We start from the raw sequence: 20,355 nt of genomic DNA, 5'->3' as shown, positions 1-20,355 counted from the left end.
GCGATCACGGCAAGATCCTGTTGAGCGGAGTGGTCAAGTCGGCCCAGGCCGCAAAGCATGCCGGCGACCTCGCGGCCGCCGCACAAGGCGTCACCGGGGTAAAAAATCAGCTGACCTGGAAGTAGCCGGCCGCCAGTGAGCTTGGAGAGTTAAATCACGATGCTGTTGATTCTCATTGTTTTGCTGATTCTATTCGGCGGCGGTGGCGGCTACCGAACCTATCATCACGGCGCCAGAGACCCGGGCGGTTTGTTGATGCTGGTGCTCATGATCATGTTGGTCGTCTGGTTAGTCAACGGCGGCCTTCACGTCTGATCATTCGCTCATGTCGTCGCCGCGAGTTGTGCCGAGGCTAGCCGAGCGACAGCGTCATCCCGGAGCCGCCGATTGCCGTGGCGATGCGAACTGTATGGGTACTTTACAGTGATTGTGCGTGCGGCGGTTCAGGCGCGGATGCGTCGCCGTTCGTTTCGGCATCGCGGGTCGCCTTGTGAACGGCGGCCAGCAGGGTGGCTTTCTTGACCGGCTTGAGGACGTACGCATCGCATCCCGCTTCGATTGCTTTGTCCAACGCCTCGGCGAGGACGGAAGCCGTTAGTGCGATGATCGGGATACGGGGGCGTCCGGTTTCCTTCTCCATCGCGCGTATCGCCCGGGTCGCCGAGTAGCCGTCCATGATCGGCATCTCGATATCCATCAGCACCAGATCGTAGATGCCGGTCCTGAACTTTTCGACCGCCGCGGCGCCGTTCTCGGCTTCGTCGACAATGTAAGGTGTCTTCGTGAAGTAGGCATGCACCAGCAACCGGTTGTCGCGTGAATCATCGGCCAGCAGGATCCTGAGCGGGCGCATCTCGTCCGATACATCGCTGCTCAAAGTCGAATGGACGCCGTCGCGCCCGGCGGGCGAGGTCATTTGCGATGATGCACCCTCGGCGCCAAGTGCCCGGTTCAGCACGGCGAACAGATCGGCGCGCTTTATCGGCTTGACCATGAAGATCTCGACGCCCGCTTCGCGAGCGCGCGCCATGGTTGCGCCAAGGTCGTCGGAAGTGAGCATCAGTATGATCGGACGGTCGTGCGACCCGAGCCCGCGATGCCGGATCCGATCGGCCACCTCTACTCCGTCCATCCCGGGCATCCGGCAATCCAGCAGTACCGCGCGATAGGGGTCGCCGCCGGCCGCGGCCCGATCGATTTCCTCCAGCGCAGCCTGGCCGCTCGCGACACAGGTAACCATGACGCCCCACGAGGTGAGCGCCGCGTCCAGGATCATTCGGTTGACGGCAGTGTCATCGACGACCAGGATGCGCATGCCGATCAGGTCCATGCTCGCCGCATCAAGCGCGACCGTCACGGGGGCAGGCCGGGTCTTGAACTCGGCGGTGAAGCTGAAGGTGCTGCCCTTGCCCACCTCGCTCTGGACGGCTATCGCGCCTCCGTACATCTCGACCAGACGCTTGACGATCGTGAGGCCTAGCCCGGTTCCGCCATACTTTCGCGTTGTCGAGGAATCGGCCTGGGTGAAGGCGTCAAAGATGCTATCGGTCTTGTCGTGCGGGATCCCGACCCCGGTGTCCGCCACCGAGAACCGAATCGAGGCGGTGCCCGAGCCGGTATCCGCCCGCGCCATCTCGACGCTCAGTACGATCTCGCCGTGGTCGGTGAATTTAACCGCGTTGCTGAGCAAATTAACAATCACCTGCCGCAGGCGCAGCGGATCGCCAACCAGGTTATGCGGCACGTCGGCCGCCACGTGGCCGACGAGTTCGAGCTGCTTCTCGTGCGCCCGCAGCCCCATCGTCTCGGTGACTGCGTCGATCAGCTCGCGGATGTCGAAATCAATTTCCTCCAAGGTGAGCTGGCCGCTTTCGACTTTGGCGAGATCGAGAATCTCGTTGATCAGGTGGAGCAGGGTGGCGCCATTGCTGCGTACGATGTCCAGGTAGTGGCGCTGCTCCTCGGTCAAGTCGCCTTCCGACAGCATGTCGGCCATACCCAGCACCGCGTTCATCGGCGTGCGAATCTCGTGCGACATGCTCGAAAGGAAGTCCGACTTGGCCCGCGAGGCCTCGAGCGCTGCTTCGCGCGCGGCGATTAGCTCACGCTGCGTCTCCTTGATCACGCCGATATCGCGAGTGATCGTGATGCAGCACAGATGCCCGCGGAGCCTGAGATTGACCGCGGAGATCAGGCCGTGGTAGGTGCTGCCGTCCTTGTGGTAGAAGGTTGCCTCCATGTTCCTGACCAGGCCGGCTCGTTTGAGCTCGGTGCTGAAGCGCTCGTTTTCCTCAGGATTCACGAATGACTTGATTTCGCGTGAGCGTATGCCGATGATTTCGTCGCGGCTGTAGCCGGTATTTCGGGTGTACTCTTCGTTGATGTCGATGTACCTGCCGGTTTCGAGATTGAGAATCGACATGGAATCGAGGTTCTGATCGAACACCTGGCGCATCGCCGTCTCGCTCTCGCGCAAATTCGCCGCAATCAGCTCGTTCTCGGCTATGATGCGATCCTTGGCCCGCGAGGCTTCGAGCGCGGTTTCGTGCGCGGCGATTAGCTGACGCTCGGTTTCCTTGACCACGCCGATATTGCGAGTGATCGAGACCGTGCACAAATGTCCGCGGAGCTTGAGATTGAGCGCGGAGATCAGGCCGGAATGGATCGTGCCGTCCTTGTGGCGAAAGCTGGCCTCCATGTTCCTGACCAGTCCGGCTCGTTTGAGCTCTTCGACGTAACGATGGTTATCGTCGGGGTTCACGAATGTCTGGATTTCGCGCGCACGTTTGCCGATCACTTCTTCGCGGCGGTAGCCGCTCCTTCGGGTGTACTCCTCGTTGATGTCGATGTATCTGCCGGTTTCGATATCGATAATCGCCATCGAATCGAGACTCTCATCGAACAGTTGGCGCAGCGCCGTCTCGCTCTCGCGCAACTTGGCCGCAGCCAGCTCGCCTTCGGCTATGATCCGGTCGCGGTGCGCAACTTCCTGTTCGAGGCGAACCTGCACTTCGTGTCGAGCGGCGACTTGCGCAGCCAGTTCGCCGCGAACAGCCTCGAGCTCGCGCTTTGCGGCCTGACGCCGGCTGATCTCATCCTCGGCGATGTCGGTCTCGGGGCGTCCCATTCTGAATCCAATCCTCCTCGCTGCGCGGCTCGATGGCCTCTCAGGTAGAGAATGAGCAACTGTCGTGCCTCAGAATCGAGGAACGTCGCGATAGTCAGAAAAGCTCGAGCAACTGGGAACGAAGACGACCTAAGCGAATGCCTAAGTAAGGTGGATAACGAAGAGTCGCCCCACGGCGGCGCTTCATCGCCGCGAGGCAGAAACGAGTGCGGGATTTCGCGGGTGTCAGTAGCGGTTGAGCCGAGCCAGCCGATCGGCGTGAAAGTTCGCATCGCCGAACAGTTCCTGGCCTACGCGGACCCGCTTCATGAACAAGCCGATGTCGAATTCGTCAGTCATCCCGATACCGCCATGCATCTGCACGGCTTCATTGACGGCGAGCGTGGCGCTAAGCCCGGCGCGCCCCTTTGCCACCGACACGATTGCACCGGCGCGGTCGAAGGAACTGTCCAGCGTTTGCAGAGCCTTCAGCACCGCCGAGCGGGTGACTTCAAGTTCGCAGTAGAGGTGAGCGGCGCGATGTTGCAACGCTTGAAATTCGCCGATCGCCCGGCCGAATTGCTTGCGTTCCCGCAGATAGGCGACCGTGCGGCTGAACGCTTCCTCGCTAGCGCCGACCATCTCCGCCGCCACCGCGGCGCGGCCCGCGTTCAGCACCCCCTCCAGCACATCCCAACCCGCGTCGATCCTGCCCAGCACATTGTCGGCGCTGACATTTACGTCCTGGAACGTGAGCCGCGCGGCATTGTGCGTATCTACGGTCTGGGTGCGCTCGGCGCGAATTCCGCTGGTGCTCGCGTCAACCAGGAACAGCGTGAGTCCGTCGGTATCGCCCGGTTTGCCCGCGGTGCGAGCGAGCGCGATCAGAAGATTCGCGACGTGGCCGTCGATCACAAAAGTTTTGGCGCCGCCCAGCTTGAAGCTCTTGCCGGCACGCGCAGCGGACATCGCCGTTTTTTCCGGATGATGCTTTGCGGTTTCATCGACAGCCAGCGTGGCGATCAAATCGCCGGCAACGATTTGCGACAGGTAATGCTTTTTCTGCTGGTCAGTGCCGGATCGAGCGATCGCGGTTGCGGCCAGAACCGCGGTCGATAGAAACGGGGAGGGCGTGAGCGTGCGACCCAGTTCTTCCATCACCACGCCGGCCTCGACGTATCCAAGTCCCAGGCCGCCGTACTCTTGAGGGACGAGAATTCCCGCCCACCCCATCTCGACGAATTCCTTCCAAAGCGCGCGCGAGAATCCGTCGGCGTCGCGTTTGTCGCGCAGCGCGCGCAAATGGGCGATGGGTGCATTTTTGCCGAGAAAGCCGCGCGCGTTGTCGCGCAGCATCGTTTGTTCGTCGTTGAGAACTAGCGCCATGTGATCACACCCTGTCGCGATCGGTGCAGTAGCGGCCCGGTCCGGTGATTCACCGGCCCTCTAGGCACCGGGCAAATTCAGTATTCGTTTGGCGATGATGTTGAGCTGAATCTCGCTGGTCCCGCCCTCGATCGAGTTGCCTTTGGAACGCAGCCACGCGCGCGCGGTGCGGCCTTCACGCGAGCGCTCGCCTTCCCATTCCAGCGCGTCCGTGCCGCCCGCCGACATCACCAATTCCATCCGCCGCTTGTTGAGTTCGGTGCCGTAGTATTTCAGCAACGAGGATACCGCGGGATGAGCCTGGCCCAGCTTGGCCATGTCGCCCACGCGATCCATCGTGAGCCGGAAGGCGACCGCGTCGATCTCGTAGGCCGAGATCTGTGCGCGCAGCGCGGTGTCCGCGAGCATCCCGTTGTCGGTCCCAACCGTCTCGCCCGCAATCTGTCCGAGCGAGCGGTTTTCCGAGGTGCTGCCCATGCCGCCGATCATGTCGCGCTCATGAGTCAGCAGATACTTCGCGACATCCCATCCCTTGTTGAGTTTGCCGACGAGGTTCGCCTTGGGCACGAGCACGTCGTCGAAAAAAGTCTCGCAAAACGGCGACAAGCCGGAGATCAGAACGATTGGCTTGGTCGATACTCCGGGGCTTTCCATGTCGAACAGTAAAAAGCTGATGCCTTCGTGCTTGGACGCGCTGGGGTCGGTGCGCACCAGGCAGAAAATCCAATCCGCCTTGTTGGCGTAGGTGGTCCAGATCTTCGAGCCGTTGATGAGGTACTGATCGCCCTTGTCTTCCGCGCGGGTTTGCAGCGACGCCAGATCGGAACCCGCACCGGGCTCGGAATAGCCCTGGCACCATCGAATCTCGCCCCGGACAATCTTCGGCAGATGCTCGCGCTTCTGCTCCTCGGAACCATATTTGAGCAGCGCCGGTCCGAGCATCGAGATGCCGAAGCTGGTCAGCGGCGCCCGGCAGTTGAGCGCGCGCATTTCCTGGCGCAGAATTTTGGTCTCGTCGCGCGTGAGGCCGCCGCCGCCGTACTCGCGCGGCCACTCCGGCACTGTCCAACCCTTCGCCGCCATGCGCTCGAGCCACAAGCGCTGCTCGTCGGATTGGAAATCCGGATGCCTGCCGCCCCAGCAAGCGTCTTCCTCGCCTTGCACCGGGCGTCGCATCTCGGGAGGACAATTCGCCTCCAGCCATGCGTGCGTGTCTTTACGAAAAGTTTCGAGATTATCCATAGATATCTCTGGTCCTAATAGGTTTGCCCGCGCGATTCAAGGTTTCCTAATCGGCTTGATGCGGAACCCACCGTGGGTTCCGCACCTCCTTGGGCAGGGGTGACCCCTGCACCCGCAGTGAGAAGACGCGAAAATCTGCGCAGCGCATCTTTTCGCGACTACGCGATGGCAGGGGTGAGCAGGGCCGTGGCGACGGCAGCGCAGTATTAAGCCGTTGGCATGGGACGCGCGCGACAACGGAGCGCGGCCTTAACGGTGGGTGCAGGGCTCAGCCCTGCATTTGCGAACCCAGACCGCGCTGACTAGCCTGCGATCTCGATCGGAGGACAATGCCTGATATCGACACCATGCCCGCGGCCGAGAACGGCGATCACGTCCCGCTGCTACCGCCGGGCGAAGGGACAATTCCCAGCCGCGGGGCGTTTCGCGCGCTTCGGCATCGCAACTATCGTCTCTACTTTTTCGGCCAGCTCACCTCTCTGGCCGGCACCTGGATGCAGAGCGCCGCGCAGGCGTGGCTGGTGCTGAAGCTGACGAACTCGTCGACGATGCTCGGGGTAGTATCGTTCGCTCAATTCACGCCAATCCTGCTGGTGGGTTTGTTTGCCGGAGTCATTGTCGATCGCCTCGACCGCCGCCGCCTGATAATCGCCACCCAAATCCTGCTGATGCTGAGCGCCTTCGCGCTTGCGGCGCTGACGTGGAGCGGGGCGGTCCGCGTCGAGTACGTGATCATTCTCGCCGCATTCAACGGCACCGTCAGCTCGTTCGACATGCCCGGCCGGCAGTCGTTCGTGGTCGAGATGGTGGGCTACGAAGATCTGGCCAACGCGATCGCGCTCAATTCGATGATGTTCAACACTGCGCGCATGCTCGGCCCCGCCGCCGCGGGATTGCTGATCGCATGGCTCGGCATCGGAACCTGTTTTTTCTTGAACGGGGTGAGCTTCCTCGCCGTCATCTGGAGCCTGACCCAGATGGAGATCCCCGCCCGCGTGATCGCCGGGGCCGGCGCGCGCATGTACCATCAACTGCGCGAAGGTCTCGCCTACGTCTGGAGCAACCGCCCGATCTTTTACCAGATGGCGCTGGCGGCGGTGACCAACGGCTTCGGCTACACGTACCTGGTGCTGGTTCCATTGTTCGCCCGCAACGTGCTTCACGGCGACGCTCGCACCTACGGATTCCTGGTCGCGATCCAGGGACTGGGTTCGGTGGTTGGTGCGGCCACGCTGGCTTCGCGAGTGACGACGCGGGGAATCAGGAACAATCTCATCGCGGGACTTTTTATCTCGGCGGCTGGAATCGTGGTCTTCGGGATGTCGCGCTCGATTATGCTCTCGATGGCCGCGCAGTTTGTAATCGGCGCCGGGCTGACCAACTTCAGGGCGAGCAATAACACCCTGGTGCAGATGTTCGTGAGCAACGATCTGCGAGGCCGGGTGATGAGCACCTATCAGTTGGCGACTGTCGGGATGGCGCCGATTGGCGCGCTCGAGGTCGGCTACATGGGCTCGCACCTGGGCCCGATGCAAACGGTCGTCATATGCGGCGCAGTCACGATGATTTCCGGGTTTGTGCTGCTGACCCGCCTCAAGTCGATTGGAAAGGATGCGGCGCCGTCGTAATCTGCTCCTTGCCAGACAACGAGTTCGCGTGTTCAATACCTCATCTGTATCGATACGCGCCGGATAGCTGTTCGTTGCCCGCCAACCGTTCAACTCAAGGAGTCCCTATATGAAGCCGTGGATTTCGAAAACCGCAATCGCGATCGCGATAGCAATCGTCGTGGCGCTTCCCGTCCTCGCGCATGCCGATAGCTGGCAAATCGATTCGTCGCACACCAGCGTCGAGTTCACCGTGCGCCACATGATGATCTCGAACGTGAAGGGGCAATTCCAAAAAACCACCGGAACGATCACTGCCAACGGCAACGATCCGGCCTCGGCGAAAATCGACGTGACTATCGACGCGTCGTCGGTCGACACGCGCGTGGAACGGCGCGACGCGCATCTGAAGAGTCCCGACTTTCTCGACGTCGCGAAGTTCCCGACGATCACCTTCAAATCCACCAAGGTCGAAGCCGCCGGGCCGAACAAGTGGACGATGACCGGCGACCTGACGATTCATGGCGTGACCAGGCCGGTGGTGCTCGACGTCGAAGGGTCCGGGGCGCCGATTCAGGTGATGGGCCATACGCGCGCGGGCGCATCGGCGACGGCGAAAATCAAACGCAGCGATTTCGGCCTTACCTGGAACAAGGCGCTCGAGACCGGCGGCGTGCTGGTTGGCGACGATATCGCGATCTCGATCGACATCGAGGCAGTCAAGGAGTAACTATTTTTTCGGATTGCGAAGCGGGTTCGCTCGTGGCGATATTGGCGCTTGATGCTAATCGTTCTGGCTAACAGTTCGCTGGCGGGTTATCCGCTCGGCGGTGGCGTGTGGTCCTGGATGCTGCAATATCCACTTGGGCTGCGCGCGCTGGGTCATGACGTTTTCTGGATCGAGTCGATGGAGTCATGCGGCGATCCCGCGCGGGATAGGGAGTTCGCCAATGACTTCTTCACCCGCATCGCAGCTTACGGTCTGGCGCCGCGCTGTGCGCTTCTGGTGTTCGAGGATCTTGACGTGCAGGACATCGATCGCGCGCAGGTTTATGGCCCGCCGCTTCAGGCCATCCTCGATACAGTGCACGGTGCGGACTTGTTATGGAACATAGCCTGCTCGATCCGGCAGCCGCTGCTCGCGAAGTTCGCCCGTCGTGTGCTGATCGACGTCGACCCCGGGCATCTGCAGATTTCGGCGACGCAGTTCGAGATGGGAGTCAGCGATCATCATGTGCATTTGAGCGTCGGCGCCAAGCTGCACGATCCCGATTGCGGGGCGCCGACGCTGGGCCTCACGTGGCATCCGTTTTTGCCGTTTGTGTACCTTCCGATGTGGGAAGCGGCGCCCGACCCGGGCCCCGAGGCGCCATTCTCTTCGATCACGCAATGGACGTGGGAAGAAATTTCGTACCAGGGGCGAACGCTAAGCTTGTCCAAACGCGCGGCCTACCTGCGCTATGTAGATCTTCCGGCGCTCACCGGACGCGCGTTCGAGCTCGCCGCATTCATCGGCGATAAAGATCCGGCGCACGATCGCGCCTCACTTCGCAACGGCGGCTGGCGCATCGTCGATCCGCACAAGGTCGCCAACACCCCGGAGGCTTACCAAGGCTATCTGCGCGCCTCGCGCGCCGAGATTTCGTGTCCCAAGCCGATCTTCCGCGAATTGAACACCGGATGGTTCAGCGATCGCAGCGTCTCCTACCTGGCGCTGGGCCGCCCGGTCGTGGCGGAAGATACCGGGTTTGGCGACGTGGTGCCGGCCGGGCGCGGCGTTCTGAAGTTCCGCGATAGCGAAGAAGCCCGGGCCGCCGTCGCCGAGATCGACCGGGACTACAGTCTTCACAGCCGGCGCGCTCGCGAGCTGGCTTGCGATCTGTTCAACTCCGACCGCCAGCTCAAGGCGATGCTCGCCGCCTGCTGAAGCTGAGTCGCGAGATCCAGCCGCCTACGGTTTGGCGGTTCGATGATGCTCTATGGTGCGGGCGGCAACTGGACGGCGACGGTATCAGAGCGCAGCTCATTCATCTCGGGCGTGTCGCCGGGCGGCGCGAATTTGTTGGCCACCGGATCGTATAGTTCAGTGGAAGAAAGCATAGCGACGACGCCTTTGCCGACGCTCTTCACGCCGCCGGCGATTAGAATTTTGCCCGCGTTTTTTCCCGAAAGAATCGGGGTCGCGGTGTGTCTGGCGCGGCCGGTGTTCATGGATGGGCCGGGCGAAAAAACGTTGGTGTCAGGATCGTAGAGCTCGGTCGAAGCCAGCAAGCGGGAATCGTCAAACCAGTTCCCGCCACCGGCGATCAGAATCTTCCCCGCATTCGGTCCCGAGGTAATCACTGTTGCCGTGTGGTATCTGCGGATGTTTCTCACCGAGGGGCCGGGCGAAAAAGTATTGGCGTCCGGATCGTAGAGACCCGTCTGAGCGAGGGCTTCTTGGCTCACCTTGTCGGTCGTGTCGATCGCGCCGACGATTAGAACCTTGCCCGCATTTTTTCCCGAGGGAATCGCCGTAGCGCTGTAAACGTCGGGCATGTTCATCCTCGGGCCGGTAATAAATTTGTTGACGGCCGGATCGTAGAGCTCCAATAGAGCCCCCGGGCCCCGAGAATCGTAGTGGTTGGCGATCAGGATCCTTCCGGCATTTTTTCCCGACGCAATCACCGTGGCTGTGCACAGAGAGCAGGCGGCGCCAATCACCGGACCGGGAGAAAATGTGTTGGTGGCAGGATCGTAAAGCTCGGTCGAAGACAGCTTGCTACCGTCGGCGTCTGTGCCGCCGGCGAACAGGATCCTTCCCGCGTGCGGCCCGGAGGGGATCGCCGTGGCAGTGTGGCCGGAGCGGGGGGTCTTCATGGCCGGGCCATCCACAACGGCGTTGGTGGCGGGATCGTAAAGTTCGGTCGAGGCGCGCGGGATGCCGTTGGTGTTGTCGCCGCCCGCGATCAGGACTTTGCCGGCGTTGGGACCGTTGACAAGCACGGTTGCGGTTGCCCACACGCGGCCCTTCATCCGCGGCGTGGCAATTTCGGACGCAAACCGGTTCGACGCCGGATCGTATAAATCGGCGGTGTCATCGTTGGTGCCATCCCCGCGCCCCCCGGGAATCAGGATTTGTCCCCAGGTGGGATGGCGCCGCTGGGCGTGCGCCGGCTGCGCCGCAAAAGCGACCGCCAGTGCGCACGCGATTGGAATTGCGATTGCTCCGATCCGCGACGGCCTCATCAGCGCACGCCGCGCCAGTGTTTTCGATTTTTCACCGACGGAACTCACCTGCTCCACCTGCGTGAGGTTTCGGGATAAGGCCCTACGGCTTGGCGGTTCGATGATGCTCTGCCGTGTGCGCACCGAACTGGACGGGAGCGCTGTCGGATCCCTGCACCACCACGACGCATCGCTTCGGGTCGGTGAGATCCTCTGCCGAGAGTCCGAGCTTGTCCGCCAGGTTGGTCGCGATGACGACCAGGCCGCCGGGCGTCTGACGCGCGAGCTGCGCCGCCGTCGGCGCACTGAGCACGTCGGTATGCAGCCGGCGTCCAAGCGCGTGGCCGGCGTCGCGAATCAGATCGAGCAGTTCGGTATCTTCCGTGGTCCCATCCTCGGGCACCAGCACCGCGTGCAAGCCGGACTTCTTGCGCAGCGCCACTCGCAGGGCCAGATCGAGCGCCGCGCGCCCGTGGATTCCCCGATCCACTACCGCAAACACCCGGTCCAGCGGCCGCTCGCCGCCATGAACCACGACCGCCACGTGAACCGGCAATTCGCGGGCCTTGTCCAGAATTTCGCGGACCACGCCGCCCATGAAGTCGGAACCGAAGACCGCGCGATGCGATCCCAGCAGCAGCCATCCGATTTGCGGCTGTTTGGCGAACGCCAGGATGTCTGCCGCGGGATTGGTGGTCCAGACTGCCTGCGGGGTAATGATGCTGCCGCGCTCGAGTGCCAGGTCCAACGCTGCCGCCAGCGCGGGAGAGCGGGGCGGCACGCGCAGGTCGGCCTCGCGCAGTCCCGATCGCACTCCGCCCGGCGGAGTCTTCACCAGTGCGAGCACGCGCGGTGGCGGGGCGCCGTGCGGCGTCGCCGCCAGCGCGAGTTCGACCAGAACGGCCACGCCTTCAGGGTTCGAGACCGGCACCAGGATGGCGCTGTGCTCCGTTCCCGCCAGCATCGGGCGCGCCGGCGGCGGCGCTGGCCGCGGCGCGGGATGCGGCGCGAGAATCGGAGCTGGCGGCGCGACCAGGGGCTCGGGCGAAAATGTGCCGAGTTCAGGAAACGGCTCAGCGTCTGGAATTTGATGGCGCGTGATCAGATGCAGAATTGGCGTGGTCGCAAAAGTGGTGACCAGCGCCATGATCACCAGCATCGCGAACAGGGTCGGCGAGATGACGTTCATCTCCAGCCCGATATTCAGCACGATCAGTTCCATCAGGCCGCGCGTGTTCATCAGCACGCCGAGCGCCGACGAGTCGCGCCAGTTGAGTCCTGTGATTCGCGCCGCGACGACACTGCCGCCAAACTTGCCCGCCGACGCGACCACGACGATCAGCGCGCACATCATCCATTGCTCGTATCCGCTGACCAGCCCGATCTGCGTGCGCAATCCCGTGTATGCGAAAAATGCCGGCAGCAACAGCACGATCACGATGTCTTCGAGGCGGTCGGTCAGCTCGCGCGCCATCCCGCTGTCGTGCGGAATCACGGCGCCGAGCGCGAACGCGCCGAACACGGCATGGATACCGATCAATTCGGTGGCTGACGCGGAGAACAGCAGCGCGACGAATACCGCCGCCATCACGCCCTGCGTCAGCCGCCCGCGATTTCCATACACCAGCGACAGACGGACCATCGTGGGCCGCACCACGAAGATCATCAGCGCAATAAACCCGAGCGCCATCGCGATTGTCGCCACCGCGCCCGCCGCCTGTGCTCGCGCCACGCTGACCACGAAGGCGAGCATGCACCACGCGGTCACGTCATCCACGGCGGCGCAAGTCAGCGCGATCACGCCCATGCGGGTTTTGTGAATCCCGCGATCGGTCAATATTCTCGCCAGCACGGGAAACGCCGTCACCGACATCGAAACGCCCAGAAACAGCGAGAAGCAGGTGAACGGCACGTCGCGGGTCGAGAGCCTTGGATAAAGGTAAAGCGCGATCGTCGCGCCGAGCAGGAATGGCGCCACGATGCTCGCGTGGGAGATCGCAACTGTTGTATGGCCGCGTTTGCGAAGCAGCGCGGGGTCGAGCTCGAGCCCGACCAGGAACATGTACAGGATGACGCCGACCTGCGCGATTATATTGAGAGCCGGCCCAACCGTAGCCGGGAAAAGATATCCTTCCGCGCCCGGCGCCAGGCGCCCAAGCAGCGAAGGACCGAGCACGATCCCCGCCAGAATTTCGCCGACCACCTGTGGCTGACCAAGGTTGCGGAAGATTGAACCCATCGCGCGCGCGGTCGCGATTACCACCACCAGCGCGAGCAGCACGTGAAGCAGATCGCCTTCAGTGGCACGCGACGCGGCCGAGCCGAAGATCGCTGTCCCGCTCGCCAGCGGCGCGCCCAGCGTCTGGCCGTATGAGCGAATCCACAAATACAACAGCACCAGGCCGCCGATCATCAGTCCGTATACGGCGACGGCGCGCGTACCCGCGCTGCTAATTCGCGGCTGCCCCTGAGCCATCGCTGAATTCTACCAGAGCGCCAGCTTCATGCGCAGCGCAGTATTAAGCCGCTGGCAGGGACCGCGCGCCAACGGCGGGCGGCCTTAATACTGGGTGCAGGGGTCACCCCTGCGCGGACGGCTTCTTTCTGCGCGCGGGTGCCTTTTTCGGCGCTTTGGTCGATTCGCGCGCCGGCGCCACATCTCCGTTCGATGAAACCGATGCGGCCAACGCTGCGGGCTTGCGCCGCCGGCGAATCGCAGAGATGGTCGCTGCGATTTCGACTGCATCCGACGGCGCCGCGCTATCTCCGCAGCTATGGTTGACAACATCGCTCAATGACAGGATTCCGACCAAGCGGCCGCGGGAATCGGTCACCGGGAGACGGTGAATCTCATGCGTACGCATCAGGCGATGCGCGGTGTCGAGTTCGTCGCCGCGCGCACATGAAATCACCCGTGGCGACATCACGCGCTCCACAGGAATCGCGTCGAGCGGAAGGCCTTGCGTGTATGCGGCCATGCAGATGTCGCGATCGGTGACTATTCCCGCGAGCTTGCCGTGCTCATCGACGACCGGCGCGCATCCGCAATCGTGATCCCACATTATACGCGCCGCCGCATTCAACGAGTCATGAATCGTGCACGCTCGTACATCGTGGGTCATCAAGTCAGTGACTTTCACTCAGTTACACTCCTTACAACGGGTTTTGCCCGGCGAATCATTTCCAGCTGGAAAATGGTTTGCTCGACAGGTTTGAATTGAAATAGCGCGGATCGCCGCTCACTTCGCGGTCGATCCAGTCGGGAAGTTCAACTTGCTCGGTGGCATCGATGAGTTCGACTTCGGCGACCGTCAGTCCACGATTCGCGCCGCCGAACTCATCGACCTCCCAGGTATGGCCCTTGAAGACAATTCGGTAGCGCGTCTTTTCGATTGGCGGATGCGCGCACAAGTTGTTCAGAATCTCGTTCGCGTCACGAAGCGGAATCTCGTACTCGTATTCGTCGCGGGTAATTCCCGACGTGGCTCCCTTGATCGTCACATAAGCGCGGTCTCCATAGGTGCGCACGCGCACCGAGCAATGCGCCGACGCGGACAGGTATCCCTGGCGAATGACGAGGCCGGCCCCAAGATCGCTCCATTTGCGCGGACGAGTCAGGAATTTCCGTTCGATTTCTTTCGCCATGCCCCTTCACAATCGCCGAAGATCGTTTCACCAGCATAGCGTATGTTTGAATGAGAGTTCAGGCCACGCCGCGCAATCGCGCGCCGGGCCGATCTCGAAACGGGCCAGGATGATTTTCCCAAATGCGGAATTCGAATGTTGCCGGCGGAGCACTCATCGCCGTCGCAGCCGCATCTCATCGCAGCCGCGCATCACGATAGCACCACCGCCGGGCGCGCGGAGAAATCACGCGGCGATCTATTTTCAGGTTTTTAATTTTTTATTTTTAATTGCCGACGCTCTCTCTCATTCCTGCTCCTCGGGCGGATGAACCGGGATTGCCGCCGGCCGATCGTTTGCGCGATGAGCGTCCGGCGCGTACGACTTGCCTTCGGCCCACCGAGCGCATCTGCTTGGTCGGCAGATCGTCGACGCTCATCAACCCGAGCCGTTCGCGCAATGCCACCGGCTCGATTCCGAGCACGTCGCATACATATTCAAAGGAAAACGGACTGTGGGTTCCCGCTTCCGCATGGAACCATCGCCGAACCTCGTCGAATTGCTCGCGGTCGCATCGCCGCGACGAGTTCACCGTCTTCACGTAGCATCGGACCGCGTCTTCCAGCACCGCGAAAACCAGTCGCGTCTCGCCGTCGAGCGTCGATCTGCGCCGGGTCAGATCAAAAAACTGAACTGGTACCAGAAAATCCGGCTCGAAGCGCGCGCTCAGCCACGGATCTGGTCCGGCACACTCGTCGACAACCCGGTTCTGATTCGAAGGCCCCGGTTGAACCTGTTCTGAAGCAGATGCGTACATGCTAATTGGACCTCCTCTGAAACGAAGCGGAATTGCTGCCTGCAGAGCATGGCCTGTGCCAGTTGATCTGAGCGCGATAGAATGAAAATCAGCAGGGAATTTGGAATCTTTTGATGACAGTGACAGCGGGTGCTGCTTATTTGTTAGGCAGCAGTGCAATTGCCAGTGTGCAATGAGATCCCGCCGGGATGCGGATTCAATCGTATCCAGGGCTCTCGCACGTCCCGCGCGATCCGGTTACAATGCCGCCCTTCGGGAGCGGCAACTCCCGATTTGGCAACCATCTGGAATAATTTCCGTATAAGGAAGGACTCGACTCGGATGGTGTTCAGTAAGACTATTGAGATCGGTCGTTTTTTTCTTACAGTGGCGCGAGGCGCGATCAATGCTCATATTAGGATACGGACTGATGCGCGTGAACGGTCCTAACTTATGAAGACTCGACCTAAAACTCGACCGACGAAGACTCGCAAGAGGCCTAAAACCAAAATGGAAGCCGCAGTTAACACTGGCGGAACCGCCCGGCGGCGAATCGACGCGCTCAAGCATCTGCTTGCCAAAGAGCGCGCCGAAACGCTGGCCCGGGTCAAGGAATTGATGCGCGAGCAAGCCCGCAATGGCGGGCAGCCGCCTGCCGATGAGATGGATGTGGCGAGATCGCTGTCAGAAGTCGATACGCATGCGGCGTTGTTCGACCGCGCGCGCGAGCGCCTGAGCGCGATCGACGCGGCAATCGCCAGGCTTGGAGCGGGAGTGTATGGAACCTGCGCGCGATGCGGCGATGAAATCCCGCTGGCGCGGCTCCAGGTCATCCCGTTCGCGCAATTTTGCGTCGATTGCCAGAACGAAGCGAACACTGAAGCTCGCAGCGGTCAGGGTGGATTGGCCAAGCCGTTCGCTGTCCGATGGTCCGGGTCCGAAGAAATGAGCGGCGGCGATGACTCGGAAGAGCACGTCGAACCGGTGCGCTCCGCCGACGACGACGTGCAAATTGACAGCGCATTCGGCCCCGACGAGGACGAACTCGAAGCGACCGGAGTCGAGAAGCGCCGCCGCGGGCGTCCGCCGAAAGCAAAGAAGGCAGCGGTTCAGAAGAAGATGCGCTAGGCAGGGGTGAGCCCTGCACCCGGTGCTAAGGCCGCCCGCCGTTGGCGGGCGCGGCATGAAGCAAGAATCACCTGCGCGGTGGGCGGCAGGGGCTGACCCCTGCACTCAGTGAGAAGAAAAGATGCGGCCTGCCGGCCTGTTAGGACTTTTTTTGAGTCATCCTGAGCGAAGCGAAGGAACCCGGATCCGGGATTCTTCCGGGAGTATATACTTGACGCAAATGCAGCCGGATTCGTCTGCCTTTCGCTCGCGATCCTTTTAATCGGCGTTCTGTCGATTGTTCGACTATCAGTCGAACCAGTTAAAGCCCTTGCCGCTCACGAAAGCCATCAGCATGAGATTCGGCGGCCTTTCGGGTGTTCCACTAAAGCCGAGGGTAAATCGGGTGTGCCGTTCCTTGCCGAATATGTCGTCATATGTGAGCACTCCGTAGAAAAAAAGTTTTCTTTTCCCTGCGCGCAGATCGTCCAATTCCTCTTTGGATACGAAGGACGAGTATTGACCGCTGATCGGTTGCGGCACGTGCGGGGGAATGACAGCGTCCTGCGGCTTATCGAATGTGAGGGCGTTTTGGTTGATATCCTTGGGAGCCGTGGGCAAGACTTCGGCCCGCGCGAAGACTCCCTTGTAAAGCGCGGGCGTCGGACCACCGTTATAGATCGGATAGAAAATCTCATACCGATAAATCGTCTCATCGTCGTCAACCGTTTCAGCTTCACTGAATCTGATGCGCACTTCCGACAGATACAAATAGGCACGATTCGCGATTTCGAGGTCTTGGCTCGATACGTCCGCACTCTTCATCGCGGCATTTGCCGCAGTCGTCGCGGCGCTGGTTTGTGTTGCAATTTGGTCGAGGGTGCCCAGCGCAATACAAGCGGCCCAGATGCCGACCAGCACCAGCAACAAGCCCGTCAGATTCTGCCAGAACCAATCTTTGACGCTTTGCGAATTATCATCGGGCTTGGCTCCGTTTGGGGTTGGGGTCGGATTAGCAGGCGTAGCGGATATGGAGATGAATGCTCCAGCTGGAGTTGGCGGTTTCTGAGTCTGGGATTGCTGGTCTTTGGTTTCTTGGTTCTGGCTATTCCCGACGGATGGTGAACCGCCTTGAGCCGAGACATTCATACCGACAAACAAGCACAGCAATACAACAAGCAGCGCCGTCAATGATTTCATTATATTTGACTCAAAGATATAATTCTGCTAAGTTATCTCGTATGGCAAAAGGACAAAGGCCGGTTGCTTCGGATAAGTCGGGAATCGTCGCGAAACTTCCACGCGCTTGCATGGATGAAACCGCCGCCGTGGAATTCTTCGAGGAACAGCGTTGGGGCAAAGACCCGCGCTGCGCTCACTGCGAAAGCCGCGAGATTTACCAAATGCGGGACCGCAAGACTGGCCAGCGCAATAAGCGATTCCTGTGGCGCTGCCGTTCCTGCAACAAGCAATTCACTGTGCGCGTGAACAGCGTCTATGAGGACAGCCCGATTCCGATGCGGCATTGGGCCTATGCCTTCTGGAAAGCTTGCTCCAGCAAGAAAGGTGTAAGCGCGTTGCAGATCAAGCGCGAGACCGGAGTTACTTACAAGTCGGCGCTGTTCCTGATGCATCGTATTCGCTTTGCGTTGGCCGAAGATTATCGCGTGCAACCGAAGTTAAGCGGGACTGTCGAAGCGGACGAAACTTATGTCGGCGGAAAGCCGCGCAATAAGCAAAAGGGCAAAGGTCCAGTTAAGGGCTGGCTGCAAACTCGTAAAACTCCGGTCGTGTCGCTTGTCCAGAGAGACGGCAACATTCGGTCGTTCGTAACCGCCGATGTTACGTCCAACAATCTCGCACGCATCCTGCAAGAGAATATCGCGGCTGATGCGCATCTCATGACAGACAGTTCGGTTGTCTATCGAAGTCATGTGATCCGAAGCCCATTTGCCAAACACGATATGACCAATCACCGCGTAGGCGAGTACGCGCGTCCGGGCGGGATTCATAGCAACACTGTCGAATCGGCGTTCTCGCTGCTCAAGCGCGGCATCTACGGGACGTTCCACAACGTCAGCCGCAAGCATCTCCATCGGTACATTGCCGAGTTTGATTTTCGCTGGAACAATCGGAAGGTTGATGACGGCGAACGCACAGCCCGCGCCATCCGTCAAGCGCAGGGCAAGCGACTCCGTTATCGCAATACACTTTTGGCGAACGTATGATTCGATGCAGGGATTAACACAGAAATCAAAGTTGGTGCGGGAGACGGGACTCGAACCCGCATGGTGTGGCCCACCCAACGCTCCCAAGGCGTTTGCGTCTACCTGTTCCGCCACTCCCGCACCTTCCTTCTCTATCCATTCCCTGCCGGATCGACGTAAACAGCAAGTGATTTCAGGCGATTTTTCGTGCGCACCCATCGCTCGAAACTGTGGATAACTATGCCCAAAAAGAAAGCTAAAAAGACGAACCCGCGCGGGCCTAAGCCTGACGTTTTGGTCATCGACAAAAATTGGAAGGAAGCGGTGCGGAAATCCTTCGAGAAAAAACCGCCGCCCGATGGCTGGCCGAAGCCAGATCGAGTAACAAAATCTAGCTGAAAGAAATGAAACGTGTCTCCACAGCTGTGGAAAGAAGATCGGCCATTTGCGTCAAGTACATACTCCCGGATTCTTCGCTGCGCAGACTCCGCTCTGAATGACAGAAAAGGAAGGAACCGGGATTCTTCCCCTTCGGCAGCGCTCAGGGCTTCGGCTCAATCACAGCAACTTCCGCTCAGAATCACCTGCGCGGTGGGCGGCAGGGGTGACCCCCGCACCCAATGTTAAGAAGACGCGAAAATCTGCGCAACGCATCTTTTCGCGACCACACTATAGAAGAGACCGCCCGGCTCAGCGGAGCGCGCGCATTACGTCGGCCACGAGCTCGGCGACGCCTTCGTTGCCGTCGTCAGGGAAGGAGAGCCCGAGCCGTACGACGACAAGCTTCGCCGACGGCACGACGACCACATACTGGCCGCTGTGCCCGGTGGCGGCGTACGCATCGGTCGGCACGCCCGGCCACATGCGCCGCGACCGGTCTTCGGGTGCCCCCGCATTGAGCCACCAGAAGGCGCCGTATTGACCATTGGGTGCGCCACGCGTTGGGGTGGTCACGTATCGCACCCAACCGGCGGGCAGGATGCGCTGCCCGTTCCAGACCCCATCGCGCCGGTGGAGTTCGCCCAGGCGGGCCCAATCACGGGCGGTCATGAAGGCGAACGAAGAACCGATCGGCGTGCCTGACGCGTCGGGCTCGATAAAGGCACTCGTCATCCCAACCGGATCGAACAGGCGCCCATTGGCGTAGCTCACCAGGGCCGCGAGGTCGCCACCGAAGGCGTCGCGCAGCATCCGCGCCACCACGTTCGCTGTGCCGCTCGAGTAGGACCAAATCGTGTCGGGCGGCGCCTCCAGCGGGCTCGATGCGGCGAAGGCGCCCGTGTCGGGCTTCGTGAAGAGCATGCGCGAGACATCGTTGATTGCGCCGTAATGCTCGTCGAAGGCAAGCCCGCTCGACATGCGCAGGAGCTGGTCGAGCGTAATGGCGTGGCGGGGGTCGGTGGGCGCCGACCACTCGGGCACCGGTGCCGGCGCGTGCAGCGCCAGCCGGCCGTCACCCACCATGATGCCGACCAGTGTCGCCGTGACGCTCTTCGCCATCGACCACGAGAGCATCGGCGTCCGGGGACCGTAGCCCGGCGCGTAGCGCTCGGCCACCAGGCGGCCGTCTTGTACAATCACCACGGCCTTCGTTTGGCGTACGCGACCGGGCTCGGGCGGGTTGGGCTCGCGGAAGGCGCGCTCGATCGCCGCTGCGATTTCAGGCGACGGTGACGGCGCCGCGGGCCCCGCGCCGCCGTCGGGCCACGGCACGGCCGGGTCGAGCCTGCGGCGCGGCAGATCGATTCCCTTCGCCAGCGCCAGCCGCTCTTCGCTCCCATCAGGTACCAGCGTACAGCCGAGACCGCGCCGGTACACCGCGCGCACGTGGATCAGCCCGAACGCGCTCGCTTCGGCTCCGCGCTCGGATACCGAGACGCGCAACGCCGGACCGAACGGTGAGAGCTCGAGGGACACGTAGTCCCGAAACACTTGGACCGGGTTCTGACCGGAGTTGAGGGCCAGCGAACAGGTGACCTTGGCCGCGTAGCCGGTAGCCACGTGCATAGCGATCCACGACAAGCGAACGCCCATGGCGACGATCGCTAACAGGCCGAGTCCTAGCGCGAGAGT

At 61.4% G+C, this 20,355-nt stretch carries 17 protein-coding genes and 1 tRNA gene; 7 read left to right on the top strand and 11 right to left on the bottom strand.

What is annotated here, in order from left to right:
• Positions 1 to 14 precede the first annotated feature (14 nt).
• Both ABSB13_RS07790 and ABSB13_RS07785 read left to right on the top strand, forming a co-directional pair.
• Positions 15 to 125, top strand: a complete 111-nt coding sequence (locus tag ABSB13_RS07790) for a BON domain-containing protein (RefSeq protein ID WP_428107154.1) — start codon at positions 15 to 17, stop codon at positions 123 to 125.
• Positions 126 to 159: 34 nt separating this feature from the next.
• Positions 160 to 315 (top strand): DUF3309 family protein, encoded by a 156-nt coding sequence (locus ABSB13_RS07785; protein ID WP_428107151.1) that lies wholly within the window; start codon positions 160 to 162, stop codon positions 313 to 315.
• A gap of 103 nt (positions 316 to 418) precedes the next feature.
• On the opposite strand, the gene ABSB13_RS07780 is transcribed toward ABSB13_RS07785, so the two are convergent.
• The 3 genes from ABSB13_RS07780 to ABSB13_RS07770 form a co-directional block, all read right to left on the bottom strand.
• Positions 419 to 3,127, bottom strand: a complete 2,709-nt coding sequence (locus ABSB13_RS07780; protein WP_428107149.1) for a response regulator — start codon at positions 3,125 to 3,127, stop codon at positions 419 to 421.
• A gap of 225 nt (positions 3,128 to 3,352) precedes the next feature.
• On the bottom strand, positions 3,353 to 4,492 hold the full coding sequence (locus ABSB13_RS07775; protein WP_428107146.1) for an acyl-CoA dehydrogenase family protein: 1,140 nt from the start codon (positions 4,490 to 4,492) through the stop codon (positions 3,353 to 3,355).
• Between the two features lie 60 nt (positions 4,493 to 4,552).
• Positions 4,553 to 5,734: an acyl-CoA dehydrogenase family protein gene (locus tag ABSB13_RS07770; protein ID WP_428107144.1), complete on the bottom strand. Its 1,182-nt coding sequence runs from the start codon at positions 5,732 to 5,734 to the stop codon at positions 4,553 to 4,555.
• Between the two features lie 329 nt (positions 5,735 to 6,063).
• On the opposite strand from ABSB13_RS07770, the gene ABSB13_RS07765 reads away from it, so the two are divergent.
• The 3 genes from ABSB13_RS07765 to ABSB13_RS07755 all read left to right on the top strand — a co-directional run bounded on the left by ABSB13_RS07765 (position 6,064) and on the right by ABSB13_RS07755 (position 9,268).
• Positions 6,064 to 7,362, top strand: coding sequence for an MFS transporter (locus ABSB13_RS07765; RefSeq protein WP_428107143.1), 1,299 nt, complete (start codon positions 6,064 to 6,066; stop codon positions 7,360 to 7,362).
• Positions 7,363 to 7,471: 109 nt separating this feature from the next.
• Positions 7,472 to 8,071, top strand: coding sequence for a YceI family protein (locus ABSB13_RS07760; protein ID WP_428107140.1), 600 nt, complete (start codon positions 7,472 to 7,474; stop codon positions 8,069 to 8,071).
• 51 nt (positions 8,072 to 8,122) lie between these two features.
• The gene (locus ABSB13_RS07755) at positions 8,123 to 9,268 is read left to right on the top strand and encodes a glycosyltransferase (RefSeq protein WP_428107138.1); all 1,146 of its coding nucleotides are present in this window, start codon (positions 8,123 to 8,125) and stop codon (positions 9,266 to 9,268) included.
• Positions 9,269 to 9,318: 50 nt separating this feature from the next.
• Here ABSB13_RS07755 and ABSB13_RS07750 read toward each other — a convergent pair whose 3' ends face one another.
• The 5 genes from ABSB13_RS07750 to ABSB13_RS07730 form a co-directional block, all read right to left on the bottom strand.
• Entirely contained in the window at positions 9,319 to 10,617 is a 1,299-nt protein-coding gene (locus ABSB13_RS07750) for a Kelch repeat-containing protein (protein WP_428107137.1), read from the bottom strand.
• A 34-nt stretch (positions 10,618 to 10,651) separates the two neighbouring features.
• Entirely contained in the window at positions 10,652 to 13,024 is a 2,373-nt protein-coding gene (locus ABSB13_RS07745; RefSeq protein WP_428107134.1) for a cation:proton antiporter, read from the bottom strand.
• Positions 13,025 to 13,127: 103 nt separating this feature from the next.
• Positions 13,128 to 13,688: a CBS domain-containing protein gene (locus tag ABSB13_RS07740; RefSeq protein WP_428107133.1), complete on the bottom strand. Its 561-nt coding sequence runs from the start codon at positions 13,686 to 13,688 to the stop codon at positions 13,128 to 13,130.
• A gap of 37 nt (positions 13,689 to 13,725) precedes the next feature.
• Positions 13,726 to 14,193 carry a CYTH domain-containing protein gene (locus ABSB13_RS07735; protein ID WP_428107131.1) on the bottom strand — a complete coding sequence of 156 codons (468 nt, stop codon included), beginning with the start codon at positions 14,191 to 14,193 and terminating at the stop codon, positions 13,726 to 13,728.
• Positions 14,194 to 14,458: 265 nt separating this feature from the next.
• The gene (locus tag ABSB13_RS07730; RefSeq protein WP_428107128.1) at positions 14,459 to 14,989 is read right to left on the bottom strand and encodes a hypothetical protein; all 531 of its coding nucleotides are present in this window, start codon (positions 14,987 to 14,989) and stop codon (positions 14,459 to 14,461) included.
• 489 nt (positions 14,990 to 15,478) lie between these two features.
• Here ABSB13_RS07730 and ABSB13_RS07725 point away from each other — a divergent pair, with 489 nt between their 5' ends.
• A complete protein-coding gene (locus ABSB13_RS07725) occupies positions 15,479 to 16,096 on the top strand; it encodes a TraR/DksA family transcriptional regulator (protein ID WP_428107126.1) in 618 nt (205 codons plus the stop codon).
• A 288-nt stretch (positions 16,097 to 16,384) separates the two neighbouring features.
• Here ABSB13_RS07725 and ABSB13_RS07720 read toward each other — a convergent pair whose 3' ends face one another.
• Positions 16,385 to 17,275, bottom strand: a complete 891-nt coding sequence (locus tag ABSB13_RS07720; protein WP_428107125.1) for a hypothetical protein — start codon at positions 17,273 to 17,275, stop codon at positions 16,385 to 16,387.
• A 41-nt stretch (positions 17,276 to 17,316) separates the two neighbouring features.
• Between ABSB13_RS07720 and ABSB13_RS07715 the strand changes: the two genes are divergently transcribed.
• Complete coding sequence (locus ABSB13_RS07715) at positions 17,317 to 18,303, top strand: IS1595 family transposase (protein WP_428107122.1); 987 nt, start codon at positions 17,317 to 17,319, stop codon at positions 18,301 to 18,303.
• A 32-nt stretch (positions 18,304 to 18,335) separates the two neighbouring features.
• Here ABSB13_RS07715 and ABSB13_RS07710 read toward each other — a convergent pair.
• Together ABSB13_RS07710 and ABSB13_RS07705 are read right to left on the bottom strand one after the other, a co-directional pair.
• Positions 18,336 to 18,423 (bottom strand) — tRNA-Pro (locus tag ABSB13_RS07710).
• A 549-nt stretch (positions 18,424 to 18,972) separates the two neighbouring features.
• Positions 18,973 to 20,283, bottom strand: a complete 1,311-nt coding sequence (locus tag ABSB13_RS07705; protein ID WP_428107120.1) for a serine hydrolase domain-containing protein — start codon at positions 20,281 to 20,283, stop codon at positions 18,973 to 18,975.
• Positions 20,284 to 20,355 lie beyond the last annotated feature (72 nt).

It is taken from the genome of Binatus sp. (SeqCode) (genome assembly GCF_050013435.1).
Taxonomy (GTDB): domain Bacteria; phylum Desulfobacterota; class Binatia; order Binatales; family Binataceae; genus Binatus.
Note: the sequence above shows the minus strand (reverse complement) of the source record. Positions and strands in the feature narration are given on the sequence as shown.

Bases quoted from the DNA above. Each gene is read 5' to 3' on its own strand.
- ABSB13_RS07785 (WP_428107151.1), top strand. From the start codon at position 160: ATGCTGTTGATTCTCATTGTTTTGCTGATTCTATTCGGCGGCGGTGGC.
- ABSB13_RS07780 (WP_428107149.1), bottom strand. From the start codon at position 3,127: ATGGGACGCCCCGAGACCGACATCGCCGAGGATGAGATCAGCCGGCGT.
- ABSB13_RS07775 (WP_428107146.1), bottom strand. From the start codon at position 4,492: ATGGCGCTAGTTCTCAACGACGAACAAACGATGCTGCGCGACAACGCG.
- ABSB13_RS07770 (WP_428107144.1), bottom strand. From the start codon at position 5,734: ATGGATAATCTCGAAACTTTTCGTAAAGACACGCACGCATGGCTGGAG.
- ABSB13_RS07765 (WP_428107143.1), top strand. From the start codon at position 6,064: ATGCCTGATATCGACACCATGCCCGCGGCCGAGAACGGCGATCACGTC.
- ABSB13_RS07760 (WP_428107140.1), top strand. From the start codon at position 7,472: ATGAAGCCGTGGATTTCGAAAACCGCAATCGCGATCGCGATAGCAATC.
- ABSB13_RS07755 (WP_428107138.1), top strand. From the start codon at position 8,123: ATGCTAATCGTTCTGGCTAACAGTTCGCTGGCGGGTTATCCGCTCGGC.
- ABSB13_RS07745 (WP_428107134.1), bottom strand. From the start codon at position 13,024: ATGGCTCAGGGGCAGCCGCGAATTAGCAGCGCGGGTACGCGCGCCGTC.
- ABSB13_RS07735 (WP_428107131.1), bottom strand. From the start codon at position 14,193: ATGGCGAAAGAAATCGAACGGAAATTCCTGACTCGTCCGCGCAAATGG.
- ABSB13_RS07730 (WP_428107128.1), bottom strand. From the start codon at position 14,989: ATGTACGCATCTGCTTCAGAACAGGTTCAACCGGGGCCTTCGAATCAG.
- ABSB13_RS07725 (WP_428107126.1), top strand. From the start codon at position 15,479: ATGGAAGCCGCAGTTAACACTGGCGGAACCGCCCGGCGGCGAATCGAC.
- ABSB13_RS07720 (WP_428107125.1), bottom strand. From the start codon at position 17,275: ATGAAATCATTGACGGCGCTGCTTGTTGTATTGCTGTGCTTGTTTGTC.
- ABSB13_RS07715 (WP_428107122.1), top strand. From the start codon at position 17,317: ATGGCAAAAGGACAAAGGCCGGTTGCTTCGGATAAGTCGGGAATCGTC.